General features: G+C 45.2%; 22 protein-coding genes and 1 pseudogene. 17 read left to right on the top strand and 6 right to left on the bottom strand.

The window, feature by feature from the left end:
* Window positions 1-273: 273 nt before the first annotated feature.
* The 3 genes from IEY46_RS16645 to thrC form a co-directional block, all read right to left on the bottom strand.
* A complete protein-coding gene (locus IEY46_RS16645) occupies window positions 274-801 on the bottom strand; it encodes a methylated-DNA--[protein]-cysteine S-methyltransferase (protein WP_188993079.1) in 528 nt (175 codons plus the stop codon).
* Window positions 801-1,397: a bifunctional transcriptional activator/DNA repair enzyme AdaA gene (locus IEY46_RS16640; protein ID WP_188993931.1), complete on the bottom strand. Its 597-nt coding sequence runs from the start codon at window positions 1,395-1,397 to the stop codon at window positions 801-803. Before IEY46_RS16640 ends, IEY46_RS16645 begins: the two co-directional genes overlap by 1 nt.
* A gap of 206 nt (window positions 1,398-1,603) precedes the next feature.
* Window positions 1,604-2,998, bottom strand: a complete 1,395-nt coding sequence (gene thrC / locus IEY46_RS16635; protein ID WP_188993078.1) for a threonine synthase — start codon at window positions 2,996-2,998, stop codon at window positions 1,604-1,606.
* Window positions 2,999-3,308: 310 nt separating this feature from the next.
* Here thrC and IEY46_RS36400 point away from each other — a divergent pair.
* Both IEY46_RS36400 and IEY46_RS36395 read left to right on the top strand, forming a co-directional pair.
* Window positions 3,309-3,824, top strand: a pseudogene (locus IEY46_RS36400) (TerD family protein); the annotation flags it as partial.
* A 21-nt stretch (window positions 3,825-3,845) separates the two neighbouring features.
* Entirely contained in the window at window positions 3,846-4,568 is a 723-nt protein-coding gene (locus IEY46_RS36395) for a vWA domain-containing protein (protein ID WP_373288836.1), read from the top strand.
* Window positions 4,569-4,610: 42 nt separating this feature from the next.
* On the opposite strand, the gene IEY46_RS16625 is transcribed toward IEY46_RS36395, so the two are convergent.
* Window positions 4,611-5,741, bottom strand: coding sequence for a hypothetical protein (locus IEY46_RS16625; protein WP_188993076.1), 1,131 nt, complete (start codon window positions 5,739-5,741; stop codon window positions 4,611-4,613).
* A gap of 296 nt (window positions 5,742-6,037) precedes the next feature.
* Between IEY46_RS16625 and sigK the strand changes: the two genes are divergently transcribed.
* Entirely contained in the window at window positions 6,038-6,739 is a 702-nt protein-coding gene (sigK, locus tag IEY46_RS16620) for an RNA polymerase sporulation sigma factor SigK (protein ID WP_188993075.1), read from the top strand.
* A 435-nt stretch (window positions 6,740-7,174) separates the two neighbouring features.
* Window positions 7,175-7,555 (top strand): winged helix-turn-helix transcriptional regulator, encoded by a 381-nt coding sequence (locus IEY46_RS16615; RefSeq protein ID WP_188993074.1) that lies wholly within the window; start codon window positions 7,175-7,177, stop codon window positions 7,553-7,555.
* Window positions 7,556-7,604: 49 nt separating this feature from the next.
* Here IEY46_RS16615 and IEY46_RS16610 read toward each other — a convergent pair whose 3' ends face one another.
* Window positions 7,605-8,675 (bottom strand): SDR family oxidoreductase, encoded by a 1,071-nt coding sequence (locus IEY46_RS16610; RefSeq protein WP_188993073.1) that lies wholly within the window; start codon window positions 8,673-8,675, stop codon window positions 7,605-7,607.
* 510 nt (window positions 8,676-9,185) lie between these two features.
* Here IEY46_RS16610 and IEY46_RS16605 point away from each other — a divergent pair.
* Complete coding sequence (locus IEY46_RS16605; protein WP_229750330.1) at window positions 9,186-9,914, top strand: glycerophosphodiester phosphodiesterase; 729 nt, start codon at window positions 9,186-9,188, stop codon at window positions 9,912-9,914.
* 140 nt (window positions 9,915-10,054) lie between these two features.
* On the opposite strand, the gene IEY46_RS16600 is transcribed toward IEY46_RS16605, so the two are convergent.
* Window positions 10,055-11,140, bottom strand: a complete 1,086-nt coding sequence (locus tag IEY46_RS16600; protein ID WP_188993072.1) for a phage baseplate protein — start codon at window positions 11,138-11,140, stop codon at window positions 10,055-10,057.
* 450 nt (window positions 11,141-11,590) lie between these two features.
* Here IEY46_RS16600 and IEY46_RS16595 point away from each other — a divergent pair, with 450 nt between their 5' ends.
* The 12 genes from IEY46_RS16595 (at window position 11,591) to IEY46_RS16540 (ending at window position 23,326) form a co-directional block, all read left to right on the top strand.
* Window positions 11,591-12,385, top strand: a complete 795-nt coding sequence (locus tag IEY46_RS16595) for a DeoR/GlpR family DNA-binding transcription regulator (RefSeq protein WP_188993071.1) — start codon at window positions 11,591-11,593, stop codon at window positions 12,383-12,385.
* Window positions 12,386-12,531: 146 nt separating this feature from the next.
* On the top strand, window positions 12,532-13,194 hold the full coding sequence (gene rpe, locus IEY46_RS16590) for a ribulose-phosphate 3-epimerase (protein WP_188993070.1): 663 nt from the start codon (window positions 12,532-12,534) through the stop codon (window positions 13,192-13,194).
* A 58-nt stretch (window positions 13,195-13,252) separates the two neighbouring features.
* A complete protein-coding gene (locus IEY46_RS16585; protein WP_188993069.1) occupies window positions 13,253-13,405 on the top strand; it encodes a hypothetical protein in 153 nt (50 codons plus the stop codon).
* 131 nt (window positions 13,406-13,536) lie between these two features.
* A complete protein-coding gene (locus IEY46_RS16580; protein ID WP_188993068.1) occupies window positions 13,537-14,580 on the top strand; it encodes an ABC transporter ATP-binding protein in 1,044 nt (347 codons plus the stop codon).
* A 4-nt stretch (window positions 14,581-14,584) separates the two neighbouring features.
* Window positions 14,585-15,463, top strand: coding sequence for a carbohydrate ABC transporter permease (locus IEY46_RS16575; RefSeq protein WP_188993067.1), 879 nt, complete (start codon window positions 14,585-14,587; stop codon window positions 15,461-15,463).
* Between the two features lie 36 nt (window positions 15,464-15,499).
* Complete coding sequence (locus tag IEY46_RS16570) at window positions 15,500-16,330, top strand: carbohydrate ABC transporter permease (protein WP_188993066.1); 831 nt, start codon at window positions 15,500-15,502, stop codon at window positions 16,328-16,330.
* A 53-nt stretch (window positions 16,331-16,383) separates the two neighbouring features.
* On the top strand, window positions 16,384-17,721 hold the full coding sequence (locus IEY46_RS16565) for an ABC transporter substrate-binding protein (RefSeq protein ID WP_229750329.1): 1,338 nt from the start codon (window positions 16,384-16,386) through the stop codon (window positions 17,719-17,721).
* A 210-nt stretch (window positions 17,722-17,931) separates the two neighbouring features.
* The gene (locus IEY46_RS16560; protein ID WP_188993065.1) at window positions 17,932-18,975 is read left to right on the top strand and encodes a galactitol-1-phosphate 5-dehydrogenase; all 1,044 of its coding nucleotides are present in this window, start codon (window positions 17,932-17,934) and stop codon (window positions 18,973-18,975) included.
* Window positions 18,976-19,013: 38 nt separating this feature from the next.
* Entirely contained in the window at window positions 19,014-19,769 is a 756-nt protein-coding gene (locus IEY46_RS16555; protein ID WP_373288815.1) for an MgtC/SapB family protein, read from the top strand.
* Between the two features lie 181 nt (window positions 19,770-19,950).
* Window positions 19,951-21,105 carry a mannitol-1-phosphate 5-dehydrogenase gene (locus IEY46_RS16550; RefSeq protein ID WP_188993064.1) on the top strand — a complete coding sequence of 385 codons (1,155 nt, stop codon included), beginning with the start codon at window positions 19,951-19,953 and terminating at the stop codon, window positions 21,103-21,105.
* 168 nt (window positions 21,106-21,273) lie between these two features.
* Complete coding sequence (locus IEY46_RS16545) at window positions 21,274-22,230, top strand: sugar-binding transcriptional regulator (RefSeq protein WP_188993063.1); 957 nt, start codon at window positions 21,274-21,276, stop codon at window positions 22,228-22,230.
* A gap of 85 nt (window positions 22,231-22,315) precedes the next feature.
* Complete coding sequence (locus tag IEY46_RS16540) at window positions 22,316-23,326, top strand: zinc-dependent alcohol dehydrogenase family protein (RefSeq protein ID WP_188993062.1); 1,011 nt, start codon at window positions 22,316-22,318, stop codon at window positions 23,324-23,326.
* The last annotated feature ends 187 nt before the right edge of the window (window positions 23,327-23,513 follow it).

Raw genomic sequence — 23,513 nt, 5'->3', positions numbered from 1 at the left:
ATAGAACGATGGGTCAGCAATAAATAAGGTCGTTCTATGAAATGCTTCTTTTTAAAGGATGTATATCACATTGCAGGTTTGTTTGAGAAAAGTTGGAACTTGTAAATGTTCGTTATAAAGAACTTAGTCATAGAGTAGCATTTAATATAAAAAGTTGTCAACCAGCATTTTAAAAAATCAAGAAAAAATTCCGGCTGCCGCCCAAAGAATCGCGGATATGCCGGAATCGTTATCGAATATCTCCGAAGGGAGAGGGCGGATTTTTGCCGCTTCTTATGCTTGTTGACCGCTCTGCTCCAGCCGCAGCAGCTTCGTCTTCATCTCCAGGCCGCCGCGATAGCCCGTCAGAGCGCCGCCTTTACCGATGACACGATGGCAGGGTACGGCAATCAATACAGGATTGGCGCCAATAGCGGCCCCGACTGCGCGGACGGCAGAAGGTCTTTGAATCTTAGCTGCGATATCCGAATAGCTTTGGGTTTGTCCATAAGGAATGCTGCACAGCGCGGCCCATACTGACCGTTGAAAAGGGGTTCCCGGGAAGTCGAAGGCAGCCGAGAAGCTTGTGCGCGTCCCCTGTAAATACTCGATCAGTTCGTCTGCATAAGGCTGAAGCTTCTGATCATCACGGTGGAGTACGCGTCCCGTAAACCGGGCCTCCACCCAATCAGCCAGCTCCTCATAGGCTTGGTTCAGGGAGCCGACAAAACAAAGTCCCTCATTCGTCGCTGCGATATGCATATTCCAGCCACCATTGCGCAGCAAGGTCCAATAGACCGGTAACTCCATGTTGTTATTCATTATTGCTGGTCTCCTTTATAGTTGGGGTCATCCGCCCGCCGATACTCTGCAGGGGTTAGTCCGGTAGTCTTCTTAAACAGCGTAATAAAATAAGGGATATTGAAAAAGCCCGCATCATGCGCAATTTCAGATACGGTTTTAGCTGTGGCTGACAGCTGTTTTTTGGCCTGCGTGATCCTTGTTTGCTGGATATAGGCAACGGTTGTCATGCCAGTGACCCGCTTGAATATGCGGTGCAGATGGTAAGGGGAACCATGACTGGCCGCCGCAAGGATGTCGAGCGTTAAATGCTCCCTGTAGTTTCTGTCGATGTATTCCGTCACCAAGGCGATCCATTCCTCATCCGGCAGCCGCTGGCCGGTGGGCCTGCACCGCTTGCAAGGCCGGAATTCAGCGGACAGCGCCTGCTCTGCGGTTTGGAACAAACCGATATTCTCCCTATGGGGCGGTCTGGATTTGCAGGATGGCCGGCAGAAAATACCCGTGGTTTTGACCGCGTAAAAAAAATGACCGTCATAGGCGGCATCATTGCTTACGATGGCCTGCCATTTAACATCCGTCAGTGTTTCAGTGAAAAGGAAGCCAGTCGTATTCATGCCGGTACCGAGCATGATCCCGGTTTGATATGCTTTGCCATGATCGTTCACCTCCACAACAAGTATAACCCGATGAAGGGGGATTTGCGCGTAATGGGAACTATAAGAGCAAGATAACGAAATACTGCTGAAAGCTTCCCGGTGAATGGGAAAAAGACCGCGAAAGAAGGTTTCCCTTCCGCCGCGGCCCGCTATTGTTTAACTATTTATCCGGTATAAAAGGCAACAAGTTCCTTTACAACGGAAGGGAGGGTGCCGTCAACCCGCGTCTGCCGCTGTGGTTTCTCAAACAACGCGGAAATTTCCTCGGGAAACGGCTGCTCGATGCCGCATAGCGCAATGGCTTCGTTAAATTTGGCCGGATGAGCGGTTGCCAGAGAAATCGTAATCTCCTGATTTCCGGTAAAACCATCTGCTGCAGCTACCCCGCAAGCCGAATGCGGATCAAGCAAATAGCCATTGGACGACTCATACCGCGTGATGGTTTCCAGACATTCCTTGCCTTGCACGCTGTAAGCGCCGAACTCTGTCTGCACCTTGGCGAGCGCTTCGCCGTCAATGACGATTTTGCCCTCTGACTTGAATTGCTCCATCCGCTTGCGGATTTCCGCAGCGTCTTCGCCGAGCACATAATACAGGTATCGCTCAAAGTTGCTGGCTACCTGGATATCCATTGAAGGACTATAGGTCGCCACGAATTCTCCCGGCATGTATACGCCCTCTTGAATAAAGCGCTCCAGAATATTGTTTTCGTTCGTAGCCAGAATCAGCTTGCCAACCGGCAGGCCCATACGTTTGGCCAGATATCCTGCAAAAATATCGCCGAAATTTCCAGTCGGTACGCTGAAATTGACCTGCTTCGCGCCGGTCTCCTTCACGACCTGGAAATAAGCATAGAAATAGTAGACCGTTTGCGCCATGATCCGAACAAAATTGATGGAATTGATAGCGGCAAGATGATGTGTCGCTTTAAAATCCAGATCGGCAAACAGCTCCTTGATCATCCGCTGGCAGTCGTCAAAATTCCCGTCTACCGAAAGATTCAGCACATTATCGTCCTGAACAGTCGTCATCTGGAGCTCCTGCACCTTGCTTACTTTGCCGTGCGGGTGAAGAATGCAGATCTTGATGCCTTCCTTGCCCTTCACGCCTTCGATGGCGGATGCTCCCGTATCGCCGGAGGTTGCGCCAAGAATATGGATTTTCTTACCCTGCTTCGTCGCCACATACGTATATAATTGGCCCATAAACTGCAGGGCGATATCTTTGAATGCGAAGGTTGGACCGTGAAACAGCTCCAGCAGGTACAGATCATCCTTGAGCTTGCGCACCGGGGTGATATGCGGGTCACGGAAGGTGCCGTAGCTGGCATAAACCAAATCCTTCAAATCCTGCTGAGGAATTTCTCCGTTTGTATAAAGCGAGAAAATCGCCAGTACCAGTTCCTGGTAACTTAAATGCTGCCACTCTTCCATCTTTTCGGCCGATACAACGGGAATTTCGCGGGGCACCAGCAGGCCGCCGTCATCGCCGAGTCCCATCATAAACGCATCGATGAAACCTAATTTGCCCACATTGCCTCTTGTACTGATATATTCCAATTGATTCTCCTCCTACATGACGCATTAATCTAATTAAAATCATATCATCGTTTGCCGAAATAATCGAATTCATTCTAAGATTCTCTAATGATAGAACAGAAACTGTCCCGAATTCAACGGTTAAAGCGAAAAAATCCGTGAAACCTGCCGATGTATGCTGTTTCCAATGGTTATTGCTTCCAGCGAATTGAATTCTTATAATGAAACTACCGATTCCGGCGGAAGCAACGAGTACGATGAGATGATATAAACATGAAATAAATGAGGAAGTAGTTGGTGGTTCAATGGCGATTATGGAAGGGGTAACAGCATGCAGCTGTCCAAAGGTCAAAAAACGGACGTGACAAAAGGAAGACAATTGAGCGCAGTCGGCCTGTACTTCGGATGGACGGCCAACCATTCATCGATGAGCATCGATGCCGCGGCATTTCTGTTATCGGACCGGAACCGCTGCGAACGGGACGAAGATTTTATTTTTTACGGGAATCCGGCAGCTCCTGGTGGCGCGGTTTCGCATAACGTTGCGAATACTGCAGATAAAGAAGTAATTACCCTTGCTCTGGCCCGTCTTTCGGACGACACAGCCAGGATTGCGTTTACCCTTACAATTCATGAAGGGGAGCGGCATGGCCATTTAATGCAGGATGTATCCGGCTTGTACGTGCGGTTGATTGATGAAAGCTCGGGGGAAGAGCTGCTGCGGTTCGAATACGGGGATGAGTTTACCAAGGAAACGGCTGTTGTGGTCGGCGAATTATACCGGCATAACGGGGAATGGAAATTCAGTGCCATTGGGAGCGGCTTTTACGGCGGGCTTGAGGCATTGTGCACAAACTTTGGCCTGGAAATCGAAGGGGGAAAATCAGAGGCTGCAGCCGCTGCGGAAGTGACGGCGTTAAAGCCTATTGATTTACGCAAAAAAAAGGTTCAATTTACTTTGGAGAAGAAGAAGTTGACCGGCGTTACTGCAAGGGTCGGGATTGTGCTGGATATTACGGGCTCCATGCAGCCTTTGTATAAGAATGGGACTGTACAGGAAGTGGTGGAGCGTATTTTGGCGGTTGCCAGCAAATTCGACGATAACGGCTCGTTGGATGTGTGGGTGTATGACACTCATTTCAGCCGTCTGCCCCCGGTCACGGAGGACGATTTCGGCGATTATGTGCAGAATAATATTCTGAATAATCCGGCTATTCACAAATTTGGCCGCAATAATGAACCTCCGGTTATGGAGGATGTGATCCGCAAATATACAGTGGAAGAGGATGAAGGAACGCCTGTATTCCTAATCTTTATTAACGATGGAGGCGTTGTGAAGCCGATCAAGAAGATTATAACAGCCGCTTCGGTCCAGCCGATTTTCTGGCAGTTTGTAGGCATAGGCGATTCCGACTTCGAGGTGCTGAAGAAGCTGGATACGATGGAAGGGCGGGTCGTGGATAACGCGAATTTCTTCCATCTGGATGATATTTCCGCTGTGTCCGATGAGATGCTGTATGACCAGCTTCTGAACGAGTTCCCGAGTTGGCTGACCGCCGCCAAGGCGAAGAGGATTATCCGCTCTGTTTGACCCCGGAGCATAACTCCCATGCAGAAAAAAAGCTTGCGGGGATCAAGTGATGAACAGATCCTCGATCCGCCAGGGAGAGTAGGGCGATAATCGGCTGAAAATGAATTGAAACGAGCTGTGCGGCCTGGCGCGTTCTTTTTCCCGAAAGGCGGCTTTAAGCTCAACAGCAGCATCAAGCAGGTTCTCATCCGGATCCGTTTTGGACGTGGTGAGCATTCGAATGGCGTCTATGGAATTCATTTTGCTGGTAATCCTCATATATTTGTCTTGTTCCATACCTTCGGTAATGGACCGAAACATCTCCGAATCCTTGAGATTGATTGCTTCGATGATGCTTTGCGCAAGCAGCAGGGGGGATGCGTTATCGAAAAAGGCCTTCTGGTTTCCGGCTGCCTTACGCACCAGTAATTGATGAGCCATATCCGGTGAAGTGGACCGGTGGGTGGTGCTTCCCTGAAAATGGACGCAGAAATGTCCGGAGAAGCCGTTGCCTGGTATCCCGTCTCCGCCATGGGGCATGCCGTTCATCGAGGCAGCAAGCTTTCTCCCGTTGATGTGAACAAGAACCGCTCTGCGTTTCCAGCTCCAATGATCTTCATAAATCTGTTTCATAATCTTGGTATCCTCTTTAGTAAGCGGCTGGACATCCGCATGTCTGCTGCCTGCCCGTCGTTGAACGCGGAAGGTTAGTCCGGTTTCCAAATCCTGAAGAGCGAATATGCTTTTGCGGGGGGCGATCTTCTCCGCTTTTTCCCAGGTTACGTATTCCCCATAGTGGCGGTTTCTCAGTGATTCCGCTTCCCTCCGCAAGCGTGCCGATAGCTGCGCCGGAAGGACAAGACGCTTTGACTCCGACTCACTCCACAGATTTCCGGCAAGCTCCAGCCGGTAGGCTGTTTGTGTTTCCTGGAGAATGACATACGTATCGGTTAAAGAAGGGGTAAATGCCGAGTCTTCTTTCTTGGCGCTGCGGATGGCCTCCGCGATTTCGTTATTGCTGATAACGATCCTGTTGTCGAATGCGGCTTCCGGGCTGGAACGAACAACAAGCGTGATCTGATTATTATGGCTTTGAATCTTCGCAGCCGAAGCAGAATGCCATGGGTCCGCAGCGCAGTTGAACACCAGCATGACCAATAATATCGCTACTAGACGGTAAAAGAATCTGTGCATGTCGTCCTCCTGAGTCAGGCTGATTGCGCAAATAACATAAAAAGCTAATACAGCGAATGTTTCGTTATTATTTTCTTTGGAGCCAAAAATCATTCGGGCAACGTTTAAACCGCTGCCCGAATGAGCAGTTGAGATGAATTTGGCCAGAGTGAGGATGACAGAAAATTAGCTTAAATTACCCGTACAGGCACGGATGGGCCGCTGCCTACATAGAATGAAGAACAGACTTCAGAGTTCACCGGGTTGCGTCACATGTAGACTGCGTCCGGCAATTCAACTTGGGGGTGGCCCGCTCAATGCCTGGTTTGTTTGCTGCTATTGCACTGTTCATTAAACAATTGACGCTGCTCGTTTCCTACGTCAAAAACAATGCTTTTCCGCAACCGCTTCAGGAAGAGGACGAAATCAAGCATTTGCGGCTCTTCGCGGAAGGCAACCAGCATTCGCGCAACTTGCTCATTGAGCATAACCTGCGGCTGGTGGCGCACATCGTCAAAAAATTCGACAATACCGGAGAGGATCTCGAGGATCTGATCTCTATCGGGACGATCGGTCTGATCAAAGCCATCGAGAGCTTCCAGACCGGCAAAGGCACGAAGCTGGCGACATTCGCCGCGCGTTGTATCGAGAACGAAATCCTTATGCATTTGCGTTCGCTCAAGAAAACCCGCAAGGACGTATCGCTGCATGATCCCATCGGGACGGACAAAGAAGGCAATGAGATTACTTTAATAGATATTCTCGGGACGGAAGCCGACGATGTCGCCGACCGGGTGCAGCTCAAGATTGAGAAGAGTAAAATTTATAAAAATTTGGATATTTTAGATGATAGGGAGAAGGAAGTCGTGGTCGGCCGCTTCGGACTGATCGCAGGCGGGGAGGAGCGCACGCAGCGCGAAATTGCCAAGGAGCTTGGCATCAGCCGCTCCTACGTGTCACGCATTGAGAAGCGGGCGCTGATGAAGCTGTATCATGAGTTTTATAAGGCGAAGCGATGAAGTTTGGACACCAAGCTTAGCTAGCCTGCCTGGATGGCAGGCTATACTTCATAATGGGAAGGGGCGTAATAATGGACGGGCTGTTGGATCTTATAAATAAAAACTGAAGTTAGACTGAAAAGTAGACATGGAGAACCGAGAATCGGGTAAAATGAACCTATCCAAATTCGAGGTGCTGACATGACGATAAAGAATTTTAAATGCAAACGATTCAAATGATCCAGCTGGAGCGGCGGATCCGTGGTATCTTTCTAGAATCCCTTCGATTATATGGAAGCCCCGAAGTAGCAAATGAACTTCATAAGCTCCATAAAGGGAGGTTCGCTTAATGGCATGGCTGTAGTTATAATGTTTAATACGACCATTAAATGGCTCTCATTCTTCGGGGAGTTACCCATTACCTGTGTCGAAACATTCGAAAAGGGGGCAAATTGTGTGAAAAAGACAGAAAAGATTTACAATACTGCAGTAGAGGCAACTTTGGAGGTGATTGGGGGAAAATGGAAACCCGTTATTCTTTTTCATCTAACATTCGGCAAGAAACGTAATAATGAATTTAGAAGCTTGATTCCCGCAATTACTCAAAAGATGTTAACGCAGCACCTTCGGGAGCTTGAAGAGGAAGGCGTCATCTTACGTATTGCCTACAATCAGGTACCACCGAAAGTTGAGTATCAGCTGACAGACTACGGCTGGAGTCTAAAGGAAATCCTACATCTAATGTGCCGGTGGGGGGATTCACATATAGAAAGAAAGTACGAGGGAAAGGCTGCCGTTCTGGCTAATCCACAGTTTAAAGCCGTAAATAACAGTTAAGAAACCGACCTAATATACAAGGTCGGCTTTTCTTATTTCCTACGATAGTTTACGGAATGACTTTACGCTTTCGGAAGTCATCGAAGATGTTCATAAACATTGCTTCGGTATCGACGAATTCGTGAAAGCCTAAGCGACGTGCCTTAGTTCCGTCGGCAAAGAAATCATAATCCCAAGAGAATACGAAATCACCGAATGGCCATGACGATACGTCTTGATAGGAATGTTGAGCAAGCCCATGCTTCTCGACTATTTTGTTCCAAAGCTGCTCCTTGTCCGCCATGACAACGTCCAATGACATCTGCAACGGAGGCGCCGTTTCCATGCCGAAATATTGAGCGATCTTCGGCCATAACTCATTCCATCGGAATAGATCTCCGTTCGTAATGTTGAATGCCTGATTCGCACAGCGCTCGTCAGTTGCCGCCCATACTGTTGCCTTTGCGAGAAGTCCCGCGTCTGTCATTTCCAAGAGGCTGTTGTATGCTCCCGACTTACCCGGAAACCGCAAAGGTATTCCAAGTTCCTTCGAAATAGAGGCGTAGACCGCTATGACCATAGCGAGGTTCATCGGATTTCCAAGCGAGAAGCCGCAGACTACAGAAGGACGGAGCGCCGACCAAGTCCAAGCCTTACCTTTTTGCCGTTGTTCTAAGAAATCTTGCTGATCAATATTGAACTCGGGAGGCATATGGTTAGCGTCTGTCTCACGAGCAGGAGTTTTGAACGGGCCGAGATGTGCGCCGTATACCTTGTATCCCTGCATCAAACTGACATGTCTCAAGCCCGACGCGATGGGTTCGATCACTTCTACGATGTTCACTAACATGGCGAGATTGGGTGGAACAAGTTCTGCCCAAGTTGGACGATCTTGGTAAGCTGCGTAAAAAATGTGTGTTACCTCAGTTAAATCGCTTAACTTCTCGTGAAGCTCGTCTATATTGAGTAGATCCGCAGCCACATATCGAACACGCTTACTAGATTCTCCGCCGCGACGCGATATGCCGATCACGTCCCAATCAGGGAGAGTAATGAGGTGATCGATGAGGTTGCGGCCGATAACACCATTTGCGCCTACGACCAAGGCGACTTTGCGTGTTGTTGTAGATTCATTATTCATAATGATTCAGCTCCTTCTGTACAATTCTTTGTATAATATTATTTTGCATTAACGAACCATACCTGGGAAGTACGCACTTTAAAGTGTCGTAAGCACTTTAAAGTAATCAAGGTAGATTAAGCTATAGCCAGGCAGGATATTGCAGTGACACTTTAAGTTATTCGCCCCGGCCAAGAATCAGCCTGTCATTCGGAGTGGACGAAGAAGACGCCAGTGTGATGGAAAGCAAGGCCTCGGGGGATAACACGGATACGTTCATGATTGTCATGAATGAAGGAACGGCAGGGAAATTTCGAGTATTTGATCCACACTGTGTTGTAATTTCAGTGTTGGCATGATAAATTTATACTATAAAAGAGCAAATGTTATTTTATGAGCAAATGCTCAAATTATCTTTGTAGGATGGTTGGATAGATAAACGACCTAACGTGCTTATTATAAGAACGGGCATTGCAGGTGTTTCAGATCAAGTAAAGGTCAATAAAATAACTATTTTGAGGAGATATCATTGTGAAAATTAGAGGTATTGCTCACCGAGGCTATCCGGTAAAGTATCCGGAAAATACACTGTCATCTTTTCAGGCTGCTGTTGACTTGTCTTTTACTCATTTGGAACTTGACGTCCATTTGAGTAAAGACGGTATTCCTGTTCTTATGCATGATTATGCGATCGAACGGATGTCGGATGGTAAAGGCAATATTCGTGATTACACTTTAGATGAACTCAAGCGATTCAGCATTAAAGGAATTGAAACGATTCCTACCTTAGAAGAAGCGTTGATTCTGCTTAAGGGTAAAATATCAATTCTGGTTGAGCTGAAGCAATCTGGCGATCTTTATCCAGGACTGGAAGAAAAGGTACTGGAGATTATACATAAAACAGATACTTTGGACCAGTCAAGAATCATTGGTTTCGACCATTTTTCAATTGCCAAGACACGACAACTCAATAAAGATATTAAACTGGGCCTGTGTTGCAGTGGAAGTATGCCTTATGTGTTTCCTTTTATGGAAGAAATCGACTGCGATTTTTTGGGTGTGCAGCTTCGTTTCATGACACCGAAATACGCTGTAATGATGCAAGAGAGGGGCATCATATCCGGACCGTGGCCGGTGGATACCTTAGCTGATATGGAGCTTATTGCTTCAAAGTATCCAACTGATTTGATAACGACTAATGAGCTTGAGCGTTGGGCCGAATTTTATCAAAACCATACTGAACTGCATGTAGGTGTATAGCACTTATTTTTGATTTCGTATCATATTTTTAAAAAACGGAACAACAAGCAACGATCCATTGCTTGTTGTTCCGTTTTTTAATGATAGAAAATATAATTTTTCAGTAAAGCTGTAGCTAATACACGAATGTATCATGCAGGTCAGTTTCCTTTGATAAGAGCATCTTTATAAAATATATTAGCGTGCTTTCTTGTATCCATAGACGTTCTATACGAACCAAAACCGAAGCATAATCGAGCGGTAGTACCGACAATCTGGATGGCCATGCCTTCTGGTTCTCTGAATAGCATTGATTTCTCTGTATTCATCATTGCCCGATCCACTTGTAAACCTGTATTTAAGTCCACGGTCGTAATATAGGTGTTACCAGTCGGGTTCGTGTTTAGATTGTATGCAGTCCCGTCCAGTAAATAAAGATAACTTCCGTATGATGCAAAACCTTGAAATACACCCAAACCCTTCGGTTGATCTACCGTAGCAAGAGGCTTGTAAGTGCCATCTTTCACTTCAGCAAGGTTAAATGCACTATAGTGAAATAACGTTCCATTTAATCTGTAACGCATGATGAGCAAGCCGTTGGCCATATCAATATTGAGAGTTGTCCGGTCGGCACCTGCCACTGGAGTATATTTGGTGATTGACGGGTCTGTGTTGACCAGTACCTGATTGTCCACAAAAGGAAATCTTGCAATCTTTGTGCCGAAACCATTATTCGGTTCGGACTTATCGGCAACAGCATCCACTTCCGTCCACAAATAAGCGGTCGTATCAACAGGCTCAACACCAATGGAAACTCCGTGACCAAATCCTATCAAATACATTTTTCCCAATATGGTGCCGTCTGCGCTGAGCTTCGTGACTGTTAAATCGCCTTTGATAGATCTCTCTGCACTTCCGTAGGTTCGGGTCTCTGTCCCTAATTTTTGACCTGCATTTGTAATTTGTACCATATAAATATGATTATTCGTATTATCAAACGCAAATCCTTGCTGCAGTGTAGGATCTGCCAGCACTTTGCCTGTGATTACAGTTTTATCAGTGTCTGATAAATCGAATTTTTTTGAAACTGGAATTTTCGTATTGGCTTTTCCAAATGTTAATAGAGCAATTGCTATCAGGATGAGTGCCAGACAAATCGCAATGGACAGAAGAACCCTTTTTTGTGTAAAAAGGTTCTTCTTAAACATGACTTGTTCTTGCGGATGTTCTGATTGTGTGTGTTTCATTTTATGCCACCTAACCATTTTAAATTTCTTTTACATAACTTCTGATTGTAAAATTTACTACAGAACTAGAAGAAAGAATTTGCAAGTCAGGTACCTGTAATAAGAGCATCTTCCATAAACTTGGTTTTTACACAGATTGCTCTGGTTGATTGTTTGAATTGTCCATTAGCATCCTCCTAATAATTGAGTTTCTTCTTTCTTCACAATTCCAACAAATGTAAGCACTTTCATATTACTTCAGAGTATCGGATTTGTCCAATCAATTGTTTGTTTATGGACAAATGTCCATAAATGTGGTTTTATATTTGCTTATTAGTCATTTGATTGCTGATCATTCAAAGATGAAGTAAAATAGTTGAATAGTAATCTTTGCAATCGGTCCTAAAACGATGTGAAAAGAAGATTATGAAGGTTAATAACCCTACTGAACATAGAGGATAGGTGATAAATGTGGAAAACAATACAAACAAAAAAACAGAGTCATTAGCAGGAAATGACCGTAAAAAAGAAATATTAAATCTGTTGGATGATTCAGGGGCAGTTCGTGTATCTGATTTGAGCAAAAAATTCGGAGTAACCGAGGAAACGATTCGTCGTGATTTGGAACGGCTGGAGAGCGAAGGGTCACTTCTTCGAACGCATGGAGGAGCCGTGCTAAACCGTAAAGAAGGCCCTGAACTGCCTGTACTCCAAAGGGAATTAGTCCAAGCTGACGAAAAAAGGTCAATTGGCGAGTACGCGGCAACCCTGGTTAAGGATGGGGATGTTATCGCGTGTGACGCTAGCACGACCTGCCTTCAGTTGGCTAAACACCTCCCAAACCTAGAGGTTACTGTCATAACTTATTCCATAGCTATCGCCTACGAATTGGTCAAAAAACCGAATATTCAAATATTTCTGATTGGTGGTTACGTAGATAGACATTCATTAAGTAATACGGGTGCGCCATCTGAGAAAATGGTGGAGGGATACCATGTGGATAAGTTTTTTTTCTCCTGCCAAGGCTTTGATTTGCAGAGAGGGATCAGCGAGCCGTACGAAGCGCATGTTCAATTAAAAAAAAGTATAGCTTCCATATCGGATCATCTGATTTTATTAGCCGACAGCAGCAAATTCCAAAGAAAATCTTTGGTCCGATTAATAGGATTGGAAGAAATAGATACACTTGTAACAGATAGTAATGTGCCGGTAGAAGCATTACATGACATGGAATCGAGTGACATTAATGTCGTAGTAGTCAACTGAGTCTACAAATAATTCTTTGTTTCAAAAATAAAAATGTTGATAACGGATAATTGATGATGTATAATTCTGCTATCCGGTTTGGTTCAAATATATAGTTATTGAATTGGACATTATATTTTTTGGAACAGACAGAAGGAGTGCGTGGAATGGCGAAGATAGGAGCCTCATTGATGTGTGCTGATTTAGGGCGCTTGGTAGAATCCGTTCAAATTTTGAATCAGGGCAATGTTGACTTTTTTCATTTTGATATTATGGATGGAATTTTTGTTCCTAACTTTAGTATGGGACCCGATATGCTGAAGAGGTTACGTCCTCAAACAAGCAAACCATTCGATGTACATCTAATGGTTGAAGAACCAGAAAGATTTATAGACATGTTTGCAGATGCTGGAGCCGATATGATTTCGGTTCATGCAGAATCTAAATTACATTTACAGAGAGTGCTGCAATCAATACGGGATCGAAACCTGAAAGCGGGCGTCGCTCTAAACCCATCAACGCCTCTCTGTATGTTGGACTACGTTTTGGATTCTGTAGATTATGTATGTTTAATGACTGTTAATCCGGGATTTGCAGGCCAGAAATTTATTCCCAGCATATTTGGGAAAATAGCCGATTTGAGACAGAAAATTAAAGCGAATAATTTGGATATATCGATTCAGGTGGATGGAAATATCAGCTTAGCTAACATTCCTCTGGTTATGGAGAAGGGTGCTGACATGTTGGTATGTGGAACCTCAAGTTTATTTCTGCCGGATGTGAAATTGGATCAAGCAGTCGCGGATTTGAGTGAGTATTGCCATAAATAGCAGATCTACTGAGGGAGGATGTATGATGTGACTATTACTGTAGTCTCTGGGAAGGGGAGTGGGATACATTGAGGCGATCAAGGTTAAGGCTGTTGATACGGTAGCTGCGGGGGCGTTGGCTTGCGCGATTGCTGATGGTGAACGGCTGGTAAACGCCGCAAAATTGGCGGCGATTGTAAGCGCTTTAAAAGTCAGATCGGTGATCAGGTAACGAATGTCACTTTTGTGACAGAGTAGCTGTTGAGCGGGGGCTGACATGTGGTCGATGCAATTTCTGCATTCGGAATTGGATGTTTACGGTGCGTTACAACTGAAGTTTCACTACACTAAGGAGGAGTCGAATTGGCATCTATAGAGTTTGTGAAGGTTACGAAGTCATTTGATAAACATGATGTTATTAAAGACTTGGATTTAAAGATTGAAGACGGTAAGTTTACCGTTTTGGTAGGTCCATCAGGTTGCGGGAAAACGACACTTCTTCGCATGATTGCTGGAATCGATCCTCAGACATCCGGTTCGGTGCTTATCAATGGCAAGGATGTTACAAAGATTCCACCGGGCCAAAGAGGAGTTGCCATGGTGTTCCAGAACTATGCGATCTACCCTACGATGTCGGTTAGAGAGAACATTGAATTCGGATTGAAAAATAATAAGGTTCCCAAAGCAGAAAGAACCCGTTTGGTGGAATCCATCAGCGCTACGGTGGGGCTGACCGAATACCTGGACCGCAAACCATCGACATTATCCGGCGGCCAAAGACAGCGTGTCGCACTGGCCCGCGCTATGGTCAAACAGCCATCGGTGTTTCTGATGGATGAGCCGTTGTCCAATTTGGATGCCAAACTCAGGGTACAGATGCGCATTGAACTCATCGAATTGCATAAAAAACTGGGTACCACTTTTGTTTATGTAACGCATGACCAAGTAGAAGCCATGTCTATGGCCGATACGATCGTTCTGATGAATAAAGGGCTTATTCAACAGGAAGCACCACCGGAGATCATGTATCAGAAGCCGAGCAACAAGTTTGCTGCTGAGTTCATCGGGGTTCCACCCATGAATATTGATGACTTGGGTGTAGAAGGAATCAAGTTCGGATTTCGTCCGGAAAGTGCAGTTTTATCCAACGAACCTAGCGGGCAGCACTTTTCTATCCGTGGTGTTATTGCCACTAGGGAAATGCTCGGGTCAGAGACGGTCTATCAAGTGAAATACAAAAACAGTTCTTATATGATCAAATGTATCGAGGATAATTTCACTGTTGACCAAGATGCATATTTAGAAGTCGCACCCAATAAAATGTTTTTCTTTGAGCCAGATGGAAACCGTATTGGTGAGGAAGATGCACGCTTCAATAACTACTTAGAAGCTTTGAGAAGAGGTTGAGCATATGGATAAAAAACCGATGTTAATTCGGCTCCGTCCGTATCTCATGGTGTTACCCGCCATGATAGGTATTTGTACCTTTGTCATTTACCCAATGATGTATTTGATTTATTTAAGCCTTTTTAAATATAACCTAATGAATAAAGCCAAAAGCACATTCATTGGTTTAGACAATTACAAAGAGGTCTTCATGAGAGATGACTTTTACAAAGCACTGGGCAATACGTTTGTGTATACCATTGGTGTTGTTATATTGACGATGGTTATCTCTCTGCTTTTTGCTATATGGCTTAGCAAACGGAGCAAGTTTAACAGCATTGTGCAAGCTGGCTTATTCACGCCACATATCATCTCCATTGTGTCTATTGCTCTTGTATGGCTCTGGCTGATGGAGCCCAACCTGGGTCTTCTCAACTTTGGTTTAAAGGCTTTTGGTCTACCGACATCCCAATGGCTGCAGAGCTCTAAGACGGCAATGATATCCATCATAATTGTATCTGCATGGCACAGTGTAGGTTATTATACTTTGATCATAGTGGCTGCTCTCCAAAGCATACCGCCAAGCATCTATGAGGCAGCTGCACTGGATAATGCCAAGAAGTTCAAGGTGTTTTTCAAAATAACGTTGCCCTTAATTTCACCGCAGCTGTTTTTCATCCTGATCATTATGACAATTGGTTCCTTTAAGGTTTTTGATACTGTCAAAATCATGACAGGTGGGGGCCCCAATAATGCAACCAGTACATTAGTTTATTATATTTATAGCTTTAGAACCAATAATATTGGCTTCGCTTCTGCATCGGGAGTTGTTTTGATGGCTATTATTGGAATTCTTACTTTTATTTATTTCCGTTTGCTGTCTAAAAAAGTTCATTATCAATAAATACTGGATTACCCAGAGAAAGGGGGTTGACGATTCATGACATTTGAACTTAAGCACCTATGGTCTACACTAAATACTTTGCTTAAAATAGTAGTTCTCGCCATTTTTGTTTTTCCATTCTTATGGATGATTTCCACATCGCTGCAGACTATTCAGGAGACCTTGACGGTACCTCCGACCATGATTCCTTCAATACCTCAATGGATCAATTTTGTAACGGCCATGAGTGCGGGTCCCTTCCTGACCTATGCCCAAAACTCGATTATCGTCACACTTTCCATCATTGTTTTGCAGTTTGCTGTGATGATACCGGCTGCCTATGCTTTTGCCAAATATAAGTTTGTAGGAAAAGAATTCTTATTTGCTATGGTGCTCTTGGCATTTATGATCCCGGGTCAAATAACCTTCATCCCTGTTTATCTGATGCTCGCTGATTGGGGCATGATCAAAACCTTATTGCCGCAAATTATTCCTTTCATGTCCAATGCATTTGGTATCTTCCTTTTACGCCAATATTTCATGCAGATTCCTGAAGAAATTATTGAATCGGCCAAGTTGGACAATGCCAGTGAGTTCAAGATCATTTGGAAAATCATGATGCCGATGTCCATGCCAGCATTGGCAACGATCGCGCTATTCAGTTTTGTGAGTCATTGGAATGATTATTTCTGGCCACTCGTTATGACAGATTCAAACCCGGTTCGCCCGCTGACGCTCGGAATCGCCATGCTTAGAGAGACGGAAGGCATCAGTAACTGGCATATTATTATGGCGGGTAACGTTGTCTTGGTGGTCCCTATTCTGATCGTATACCTGATTTGTTCCAAACAGATTGTTAAGGCATTTGTTTATTCCGGGATTAAATAATGGTTTAATCCTTTTCGAATAATAATGAAAGCAAATAAGGGAGGAAGATTGAAATGAAAAAAAATGCAAAGATGATTATGGCATCAACAATGCTGCTTGGTGTACTTGCCGGCTGCAGCTCAGAACCACAATCTACCGATACTGGTGGAACCACTCCAGCACCCGCTGGAACACCGGATACATCGGCGGCAACGCAAGAAAAGGCAGGCAAGACAACGATTCAGTATTGGCACTCTATGGGAGGCGCAAACGGTGAATTTACGGATGCGATGATTAAACGTTTTAATGACTCTCATCCTAATGTTGAGGTTGTTGGCACCTTCCAGGGATCATACGATGAAGTGGTTACTAAGCTTCAACAGGCTGTTGCAGCTGGTTCTGCACCAGATGTCAGCATGCTGGAACGTTCTTTTGTACAGCTATTTGCAGATGCAGACGTGCTGGAAGATCTGACACCGTATCTGGAGAAATCGGATTTAAGCACAGATGGTTTTGTTCAAGGTCTGATGGGTCACTCTACCTTCAATGAGAAATTGGTCACCTTGCCTTTGAACCGTTCCACTCCGATCATGCATGTAAACAAAACGATGCTGGATGAAATGGGACTCGAGATTCCTACTACTTGGGAGGAACTGAAAACGGTTAGCAATGCACTTGTCATTAAAGATGGCAGCGGCTACAAACGTCAAGGTCTATCTATGCCGTTTGATGATTGGTATCTCCAAGCAATGATAACCCAGTCCAATAGCAGATTCTTTAGTGAAGATGGCACTAAAATGGAATTTATTGATGCCGGAGTAGGGAACACAGCATTCAGTTACCTAAAAGATCTTCAGAGCACGGGAGCATTGTTCTACCCGCCGACTCAGGATTCAGGTAATATCGTTAAACAGATGTTCACTGAAGGGAAAATCGGCCTTTTGTTTGAATCAACGGGTACAATTGGAGGATTTCTAAAAAATGTGAAATTTGATTATAAGACCGCCTTCCTACCTAAAAATGAAGTGTTCGCAAATCCTACCGGTGGAGCTAACGTTACCATGTTTGCCTCTTCCAAAAATAAAGATGCTGCATGGGAGTTTCTGAACTGGTTGATGACAGATCCTCAAGGGGGACAGCAGTTCGTTATTGATACGGGTTACCTGCCTTTCACAAAGAAAATGGTAGAGTCCAAAGAAATTAAAGAACTGTATGCAAAAGAACCAAATCGTCAAGTGGCCTACGATCAGCTTCAATACGGCATTGACACGAATAAGAATTTGGCATGGACGCCCATTATTCAAGAGTTCCGTTCTGCTATGCAAGCGATAATGTATGATAACAAAGATATTAATGCCACTCTGGCTACTTTCAAAACAGCAGCCGAAAAGCTTTTGAAGGATGCTAAGTAAACGTTTCAGAACCCACAAGTCTTTCAGATCAGAAAGCAGATTGGCCGAAATTGGACCTATCCATTCAGTCGTCTGCTTTCTCTAAGCTTTATTATCATGACCATATAACGAGGGAATGCAGCCATCACGTTGTGTATTCACTTGCTTTGACGCTGAGATCATTACTAATATCCACGACACAACTTAAAGACACAGAAAGGAAAGATGAAGATGAAAGTCTGGCCTTTGCATGCTATCGGAGATATTCGTCTGGAGACAAGGGAAATGCCGGTTGCTGCTCCAGGGGAGGTACTCTTGAAGGTGCGTGCATGTGGCATCTGTGGTTCTGACATCCCCCGGGTTTTCACGAAAGGTACTTACTCGTTCCCAACGGTACCAGGGCATGAATTTTCCGGGGAAATCGTAGGAGTAGCTGAAGGCGGCGATAAATCACTCATCGGCCGTGGGGCTGCGGTGTTTCCGTTGATGCCTTGCCGCAGCTGCAGCGCATGTGAGATTGGCGAGTTCGCTTTATGTGAAAATTACAATTACATGGGCTCGCGATGCGACGGCGCTTTTGTGGAATATATCGCAGTTCCTTTGTGGAATCTGCTGCTCATACCGGAAGGTGTTTCTTATGAAGAAGCGGCGATGGTTGAGCCCGCAGCCGTGGCTTTGCATAGCCTTCGTCAAGCCAGTGTCGGTATCGGTGACCATGTGCTCATTTATGGTGCCGGGCCAATCGGTATCATGATTGCTATGTGGGCTGATATCTGGGGTGCAGGCTCTATATTACTCGTCGATGTAGATGAAGATAGACTGTCATTTGCACGGGGCCTGGGCATCATGAATACCTGTAACTCTGCCAAGACTGACATAGTAGCATGGGTTAGTGAACAAACGAATGGCCGAGGTGCAGATGTGACGATAGAGGGTGCCGGTAGCTCCATATCCTTCGAGAATGCGATGCATACGACTCGTCGATTTGGCAAAATTGTTCTTCTGGGAAATCCGGCTGGCGATATGGTATTGACTCAAAAGGGCTACTGGGAGATCCTGCGTAAGAATCTTACGCTCATTGGCAGCTGGAACTCTTATTACGCGACTTTGCCAGTAAACGAGTGGCAGCTTGTCCTTAACTTTATAGCCTCGGGCAAGCTTCGACTCGATCCTCTCATTACGCATCGTGTAAAAATCGAGGAACTTGGCGATGCATTGAAGATGATGCGGGATCGAAGCGAGTTTACAGTTAAAGTAATGTATGTGAATCAATAAGGTGTCTATATTCGAGTCGCATAAAGGAAGTGCAATACGTGAACAACATTTCACAAATATGGTACATCACACATTGGGAACTGCTTCTCAGAATGGGCCTTGCCGCTGGTTTAGGAGGGTTGGTCGGCATGGAAAGGGAGTGGAGTAACCATGCTGCGGGCTTTCGTACTCACATTCTGGTTTGTCTGGGATCTGCTACAATTATGCTTCTTTCTATTTACGGCTTTACCGAGTTTGTTAATGAGCCCAATGTAAGGATCGATCCTGCCCGCCTTGCTGCACAGGTCATCAGTGGTGTAGGATTTCTCGGAGCAGGTGCCATCCTTCGGAATGGCCAGAACATTAAAGGGCTGACGAGCGCTGCTTCCATTTGGGTCGTTGCAGCAATCGGTTTATGTGTGGGTGCAGGATTTATGTATGCTGCTGTTTATGCTACGTTTATGGTATTGTTCAGCCTTTTCCTGTTGAATAAATGGGAGAAGCATATGCTTAGAAATCGAAGAAGCAGTGACGTATCTATTAAAGCCATGAATTCTCCTGGGGTTCTTGGCACAATAGCTTCTAAATTCGGAGAACATGGTATCCAAATTATCAATGTCAAAATGATCCCAGACATCGTTAGCGATGAAGCGGACAAGAGACCTGAAATCCAGTTGATATTCAGCCTAAAGATGCAGGACCAGGCTAAACTGCTATTGGTGCTGGACCAGCTCAATTCCTATGACTTTATACTCTATATAGAGTCTGGCCGTAATTCAATGAACCAGGAGAACCAACAAGTAGCACGCGCTTAGTCAACCTGAAAAATTATAATAGGCTGACAATGGTTCATTTAAAGTCGGCTTGTTCAGTGCGCCCATAATGAGCTTGTCCATAATCAATTTCCGTAAAAATAACATGTAAAAGGAAATGTTGTCACATGAATATCTTATCGATGCAAAAGATACTTGCTATTCTCACAAGTGGGATGGAATTATGAAGGCGGTCCACATCGGGGCGGGAAACATAGGCAGAGGCTTTATCGGGCTACTATTATCCCAAGCTGGATATGAGGTATGCTTTGTGGATGTCAATGAATCCTTGGTATCGCTGCTTCAGCAAAAAGGTGCTTATACCGTTACACTTGCGAGCAGTCCACATGAGACAACGCTTGTGAGTGGAGTTTCCGCCATTAATGGCAGGGATCTGGAGCAGGTGGCCGAAGCGATTGCAAGCGCTGAGCTGGTTACGACGGCTGTTGGATTGTCATTATTGGAAACGGTGTCCATAGGAATAGCCAAAGGTATTGAGAAAAGAATGACGCGTTCGTCAGACCCCTTACAAATCATTGCTTGTGAGAATACGATAGACGGGAGCTCTCAGCTAAAGGATTATGTATATACACATTTAAGCAGTGCTATATGCAAGAAAGCCGATCAACTGGTTTCATTTCCGAATGCAGCAGTAGATCGAATCGTGCCTATCCAACACCACGATGATCCATTGATGGTCATTGTGGAACCCTTTTATGAGTGGCTGGTCGATCGTTCGGGGCTGCTCCCAGGAGCCACAGAAATCGCTGGCGTTCATTATGTGGATCAATTGGAGCCTTATATAGAACGGAAACTGTTTACAGTGAATACGGGACATAGCTGTATCGCTTATCTGGGCTATCTTAGTGGTCATTCGACGATTCTAGAATCGATGGAGAACCTGGCCATCTCCTTGCAGGTACAACATATTTTGGAGGAAACGGGATCGATTCTTATTAGAAGACATAGCTTTGATCCCGAGAAGCATTCACAATATATTCGTAAGATTCTGGATCGTTTCCGCAATCCTTATTTAAGTGATGAAGTTGTCCGTGTAGCACGTTCACCGATACGGAAGCTTTCGCCTAATGATCGGTTTGTGCATCCTGCTCTACAGGGTTATAAGCTTGGCATAGAACCGCAATATTTGGCTTCGGCCATGGCAGCCGCTCTGTTGTTCGATTATCCAGAAGATGCGGAGGCTGTTGAACTGCAAGAGGCTATCAAATCGAGGGGGATTCATCAAGTAGCAGCCCAAATCACGGGTATCCCTGAAGGACATCCTATACATGCGCTTATCATTCAAAAGTATTTATCTTTGAGTTCTTTGAGAACTTAGGAGGCTTGATTGCTGGCAAGGTGGATTATGAGCAAGTTTTTAACAGCCATTCATGAAAAACTAGGTTTGCACAAAGTTGTAATCGTTGTGTTAGCATGGTAAACTAATGACATATTTGAGCAAATGTGCAAATTGGGACGTTTGTTTGAACGGAGGCAATGCATTAAAATGAGTAAAACTAGTAAAAACGAGCATTCTTCAAAAGAAAGCTTTCTTGAGAGAATCGCTCGCATGTACTATGTGCTCGGAATGAGCCAGCAGGAGATTTCAGTCCAGCTAGATATCGGCAGATCTTCTGTCTCCAGGTTTTTGAACGAGGCAAGGGACAGAGGAATCGTACAAATCCAGATTCGCTCAGATTTGGACAACAGCCGCCATGCTTCGTTGGAGTATAAGCTTACTAAACTATACGGCTTGAAGGACTGTGTGGTATTTCGAGGCGATCAAAGTGCAAATCCCTTTGAGGCCTTAGCCACTCAATATTTGGATTCGGTATTACCTTCACACGGGGCAATAGGGCTCGGGTGGGGGAGGACTCTCAATGCCATCGGCAGCCATTTGCATATGTGCGATTCACGCCCGGGACTAAAAATCGTCCAGCTGATAGGAGGTTTTGGCACCAGGGAAGATCAGATGCCTGCCTCCTCTATCATTCAGATATGGGCCCAAGCGCTACGAGGTAAAGCGCAGTTGTTCCCAGCCCCTGCTATAGCCGGAAGTGTTGAAAGCAAACACAGCTTTATGCAGGATCCGAGCGTACAAGAGATTATGAATGAAATTCGTAAATTGGAAACGATCGTTTTCGGGATTGGTCACGCGGGCGAGGATGCCACGTTGCTGGCTTTAAATCTGGTAGCTGATTTGACCTTCGAGGAAGTGAGCGAAGCAAGTGTAGGCGAGATTCTTTTTCATAGCTTCGACAAGCAGGGGAAGTTTTCAATTCCGCGTATCAGTGAAAGGGTTGTTGGCGCAACGAGGGAAGATCTTATGAATATTGGGCTGCGGATTTGTGTTGCGCAGGGCACGGCTAAAGTGCCAGCGCTATGTGGAGCTCTAAAAGGAAAACAGTTGAATGTGCTTATTACTACAGAAGAAACGGCATTGCAGGTACTTCAAATTCATTGAAAAGGAATCAAAAAAAGAATCAATTAAATGATTGTTGAGATAACAAGAAAAAGCGATTACAACATGTAATAAAGGAGTTCAGACTATGAAGGCAGCCGTATTAAAGGCGCCCCATCAGATTGAAATTTTGGAATGGGAGTCAGCCAGGCTTAAGCCCAATGAAGTGAGGATACAAGTCAAAAGCTGTGGGATCTGTGGCACAGACCAGCACATTTATCAGGGTCATCCGGGTTCGGCAGCCGTAACCCCACCTATTGTACTAGGCCACGAGTTGGCTGGCGTTGTAACTGAGTGCGGGGATCATGTGCAGCAGCTCCAAATGGGGGATCGCGTATCCATAGATCCCAATATATATTGTGGAGGTTGCCGATATTGTCGTAATGGCCAGCCTCATCTATGTGACAATCTCCAGGCAGTTGGCGTCACGCGTGATGGGGGGATGGGTGAATATTGCGTCGCCCCAGCCGCGAATTGTTACCTTTTACCAGATTCATTGAGCTTTGTCGAAGGTGCTATGGTCGAGCCGCTTGGCTGTGTGCTGCATGGCTTTAAAAAAGTAGATATCCGCCCGATTCATACCGTATTGCTGATTGGTGGTGGATTTATTGGTCAATTGTTCCTGCAATTGGTGAAAAGGCAAGGCGTGGCAAGAATCGTGGTTAGCGAGCCGGCTATCGAGAAGCATGAAGCGCTGCTTGCTTTGGGCGCGGATGAGGTCGTGCAACCAACTGCTCTGATTGTGGAACAGTTAATGGCTAGATTCGATATCGTGATCGAATGTGTGGGACGGAAGGAATCGATGGAACTGGCGTTCGATGCTGCCAGCAAAGGCGGACAGGTGCTGCTGTTTGGAGTCGCCAACCCTTCAACACAAATCCAAGTTTCGCCTTTTGCCATTTTCACCAAGGAGCTTCGTATCATGGGTTCCTTTATTAATCCACATACCCATGAAGAGGCGATCGCGCTTATCGAACAACAGCTTGTCAAGGTGGAGCCACTGATCAGCCATCGATTTTCGTTAGACCAAGTACCACAAATTATGAGCGATTATGCTCAAATGAATGTGACCAAAGGGGTTATTGTTCACCCATCATAATTGAGCTCATTATACAGAGTGTCTAAGCCGGTTCAGCTCAAAGCAAGGAGTAAATTCCTGCTGCTATATCCATATCAGAAACCAAGCGGCAGAGATTCCGTTTGGTTTTTTTATGTGCGCCCAGCATGGGCGTGTGAAAAAAGTGGAAATCACCTCGAACGAATGTAAAATACACAACGGAATAATT

It is taken from the genome of Paenibacillus nasutitermitis, assembly GCF_014641075.1.
GTDB lineage: Bacteria > Bacillota > Bacilli > Paenibacillales > Paenibacillaceae > Paenibacillus_Z > Paenibacillus_Z nasutitermitis.
The sequence above is the reverse complement of the archived record's forward strand: the minus strand, read 5'-3'. Positions and strand labels throughout refer to the sequence as shown.

Excerpts from the sequence above, each read along its gene's own strand:
- IEY46_RS16645 (WP_188993079.1), bottom strand. The coding sequence starts at position 801 with ATGAATAACAACATGGAGTTACCGGTCTATTGGACCTTGCTGCGCAAT.
- IEY46_RS16640 (WP_188993931.1), bottom strand. The coding sequence starts at position 1,397 with ATGAATACGACTGGCTTCCTTTTCACTGAAACACTGACGGATGTTAAA.
- IEY46_RS16625 (WP_188993076.1), bottom strand. The coding sequence starts at position 5,741 with ATGCACAGATTCTTTTACCGTCTAGTAGCGATATTATTGGTCATGCTG.
- sigK (WP_188993075.1), top strand. The coding sequence starts at position 6,038 with ATGCCTGGTTTGTTTGCTGCTATTGCACTGTTCATTAAACAATTGACG.
- IEY46_RS16610 (WP_188993073.1), bottom strand. The coding sequence starts at position 8,675 with ATGAATAATGAATCTACAACAACACGCAAAGTCGCCTTGGTCGTAGGC.
- IEY46_RS16600 (WP_188993072.1), bottom strand. The coding sequence starts at position 11,140 with ATGAAACACACACAATCAGAACATCCGCAAGAACAAGTCATGTTTAAG.
- rpe (WP_188993070.1), top strand. The coding sequence starts at position 12,532 with ATGGCGAAGATAGGAGCCTCATTGATGTGTGCTGATTTAGGGCGCTTG.
- IEY46_RS16575 (WP_188993067.1), top strand. The coding sequence starts at position 14,585 with ATGGATAAAAAACCGATGTTAATTCGGCTCCGTCCGTATCTCATGGTG.
- IEY46_RS16570 (WP_188993066.1), top strand. The coding sequence starts at position 15,500 with ATGACATTTGAACTTAAGCACCTATGGTCTACACTAAATACTTTGCTT.
- IEY46_RS16565 (WP_229750329.1), top strand. The coding sequence starts at position 16,384 with ATGAAAAAAAATGCAAAGATGATTATGGCATCAACAATGCTGCTTGGT.
- IEY46_RS16560 (WP_188993065.1), top strand. The coding sequence starts at position 17,932 with ATGAAAGTCTGGCCTTTGCATGCTATCGGAGATATTCGTCTGGAGACA.
- IEY46_RS16550 (WP_188993064.1), top strand. The coding sequence starts at position 19,951 with ATGAAGGCGGTCCACATCGGGGCGGGAAACATAGGCAGAGGCTTTATC.
- IEY46_RS16545 (WP_188993063.1), top strand. The coding sequence starts at position 21,274 with ATGAGTAAAACTAGTAAAAACGAGCATTCTTCAAAAGAAAGCTTTCTT.
- IEY46_RS16540 (WP_188993062.1), top strand. The coding sequence starts at position 22,316 with ATGAAGGCAGCCGTATTAAAGGCGCCCCATCAGATTGAAATTTTGGAA.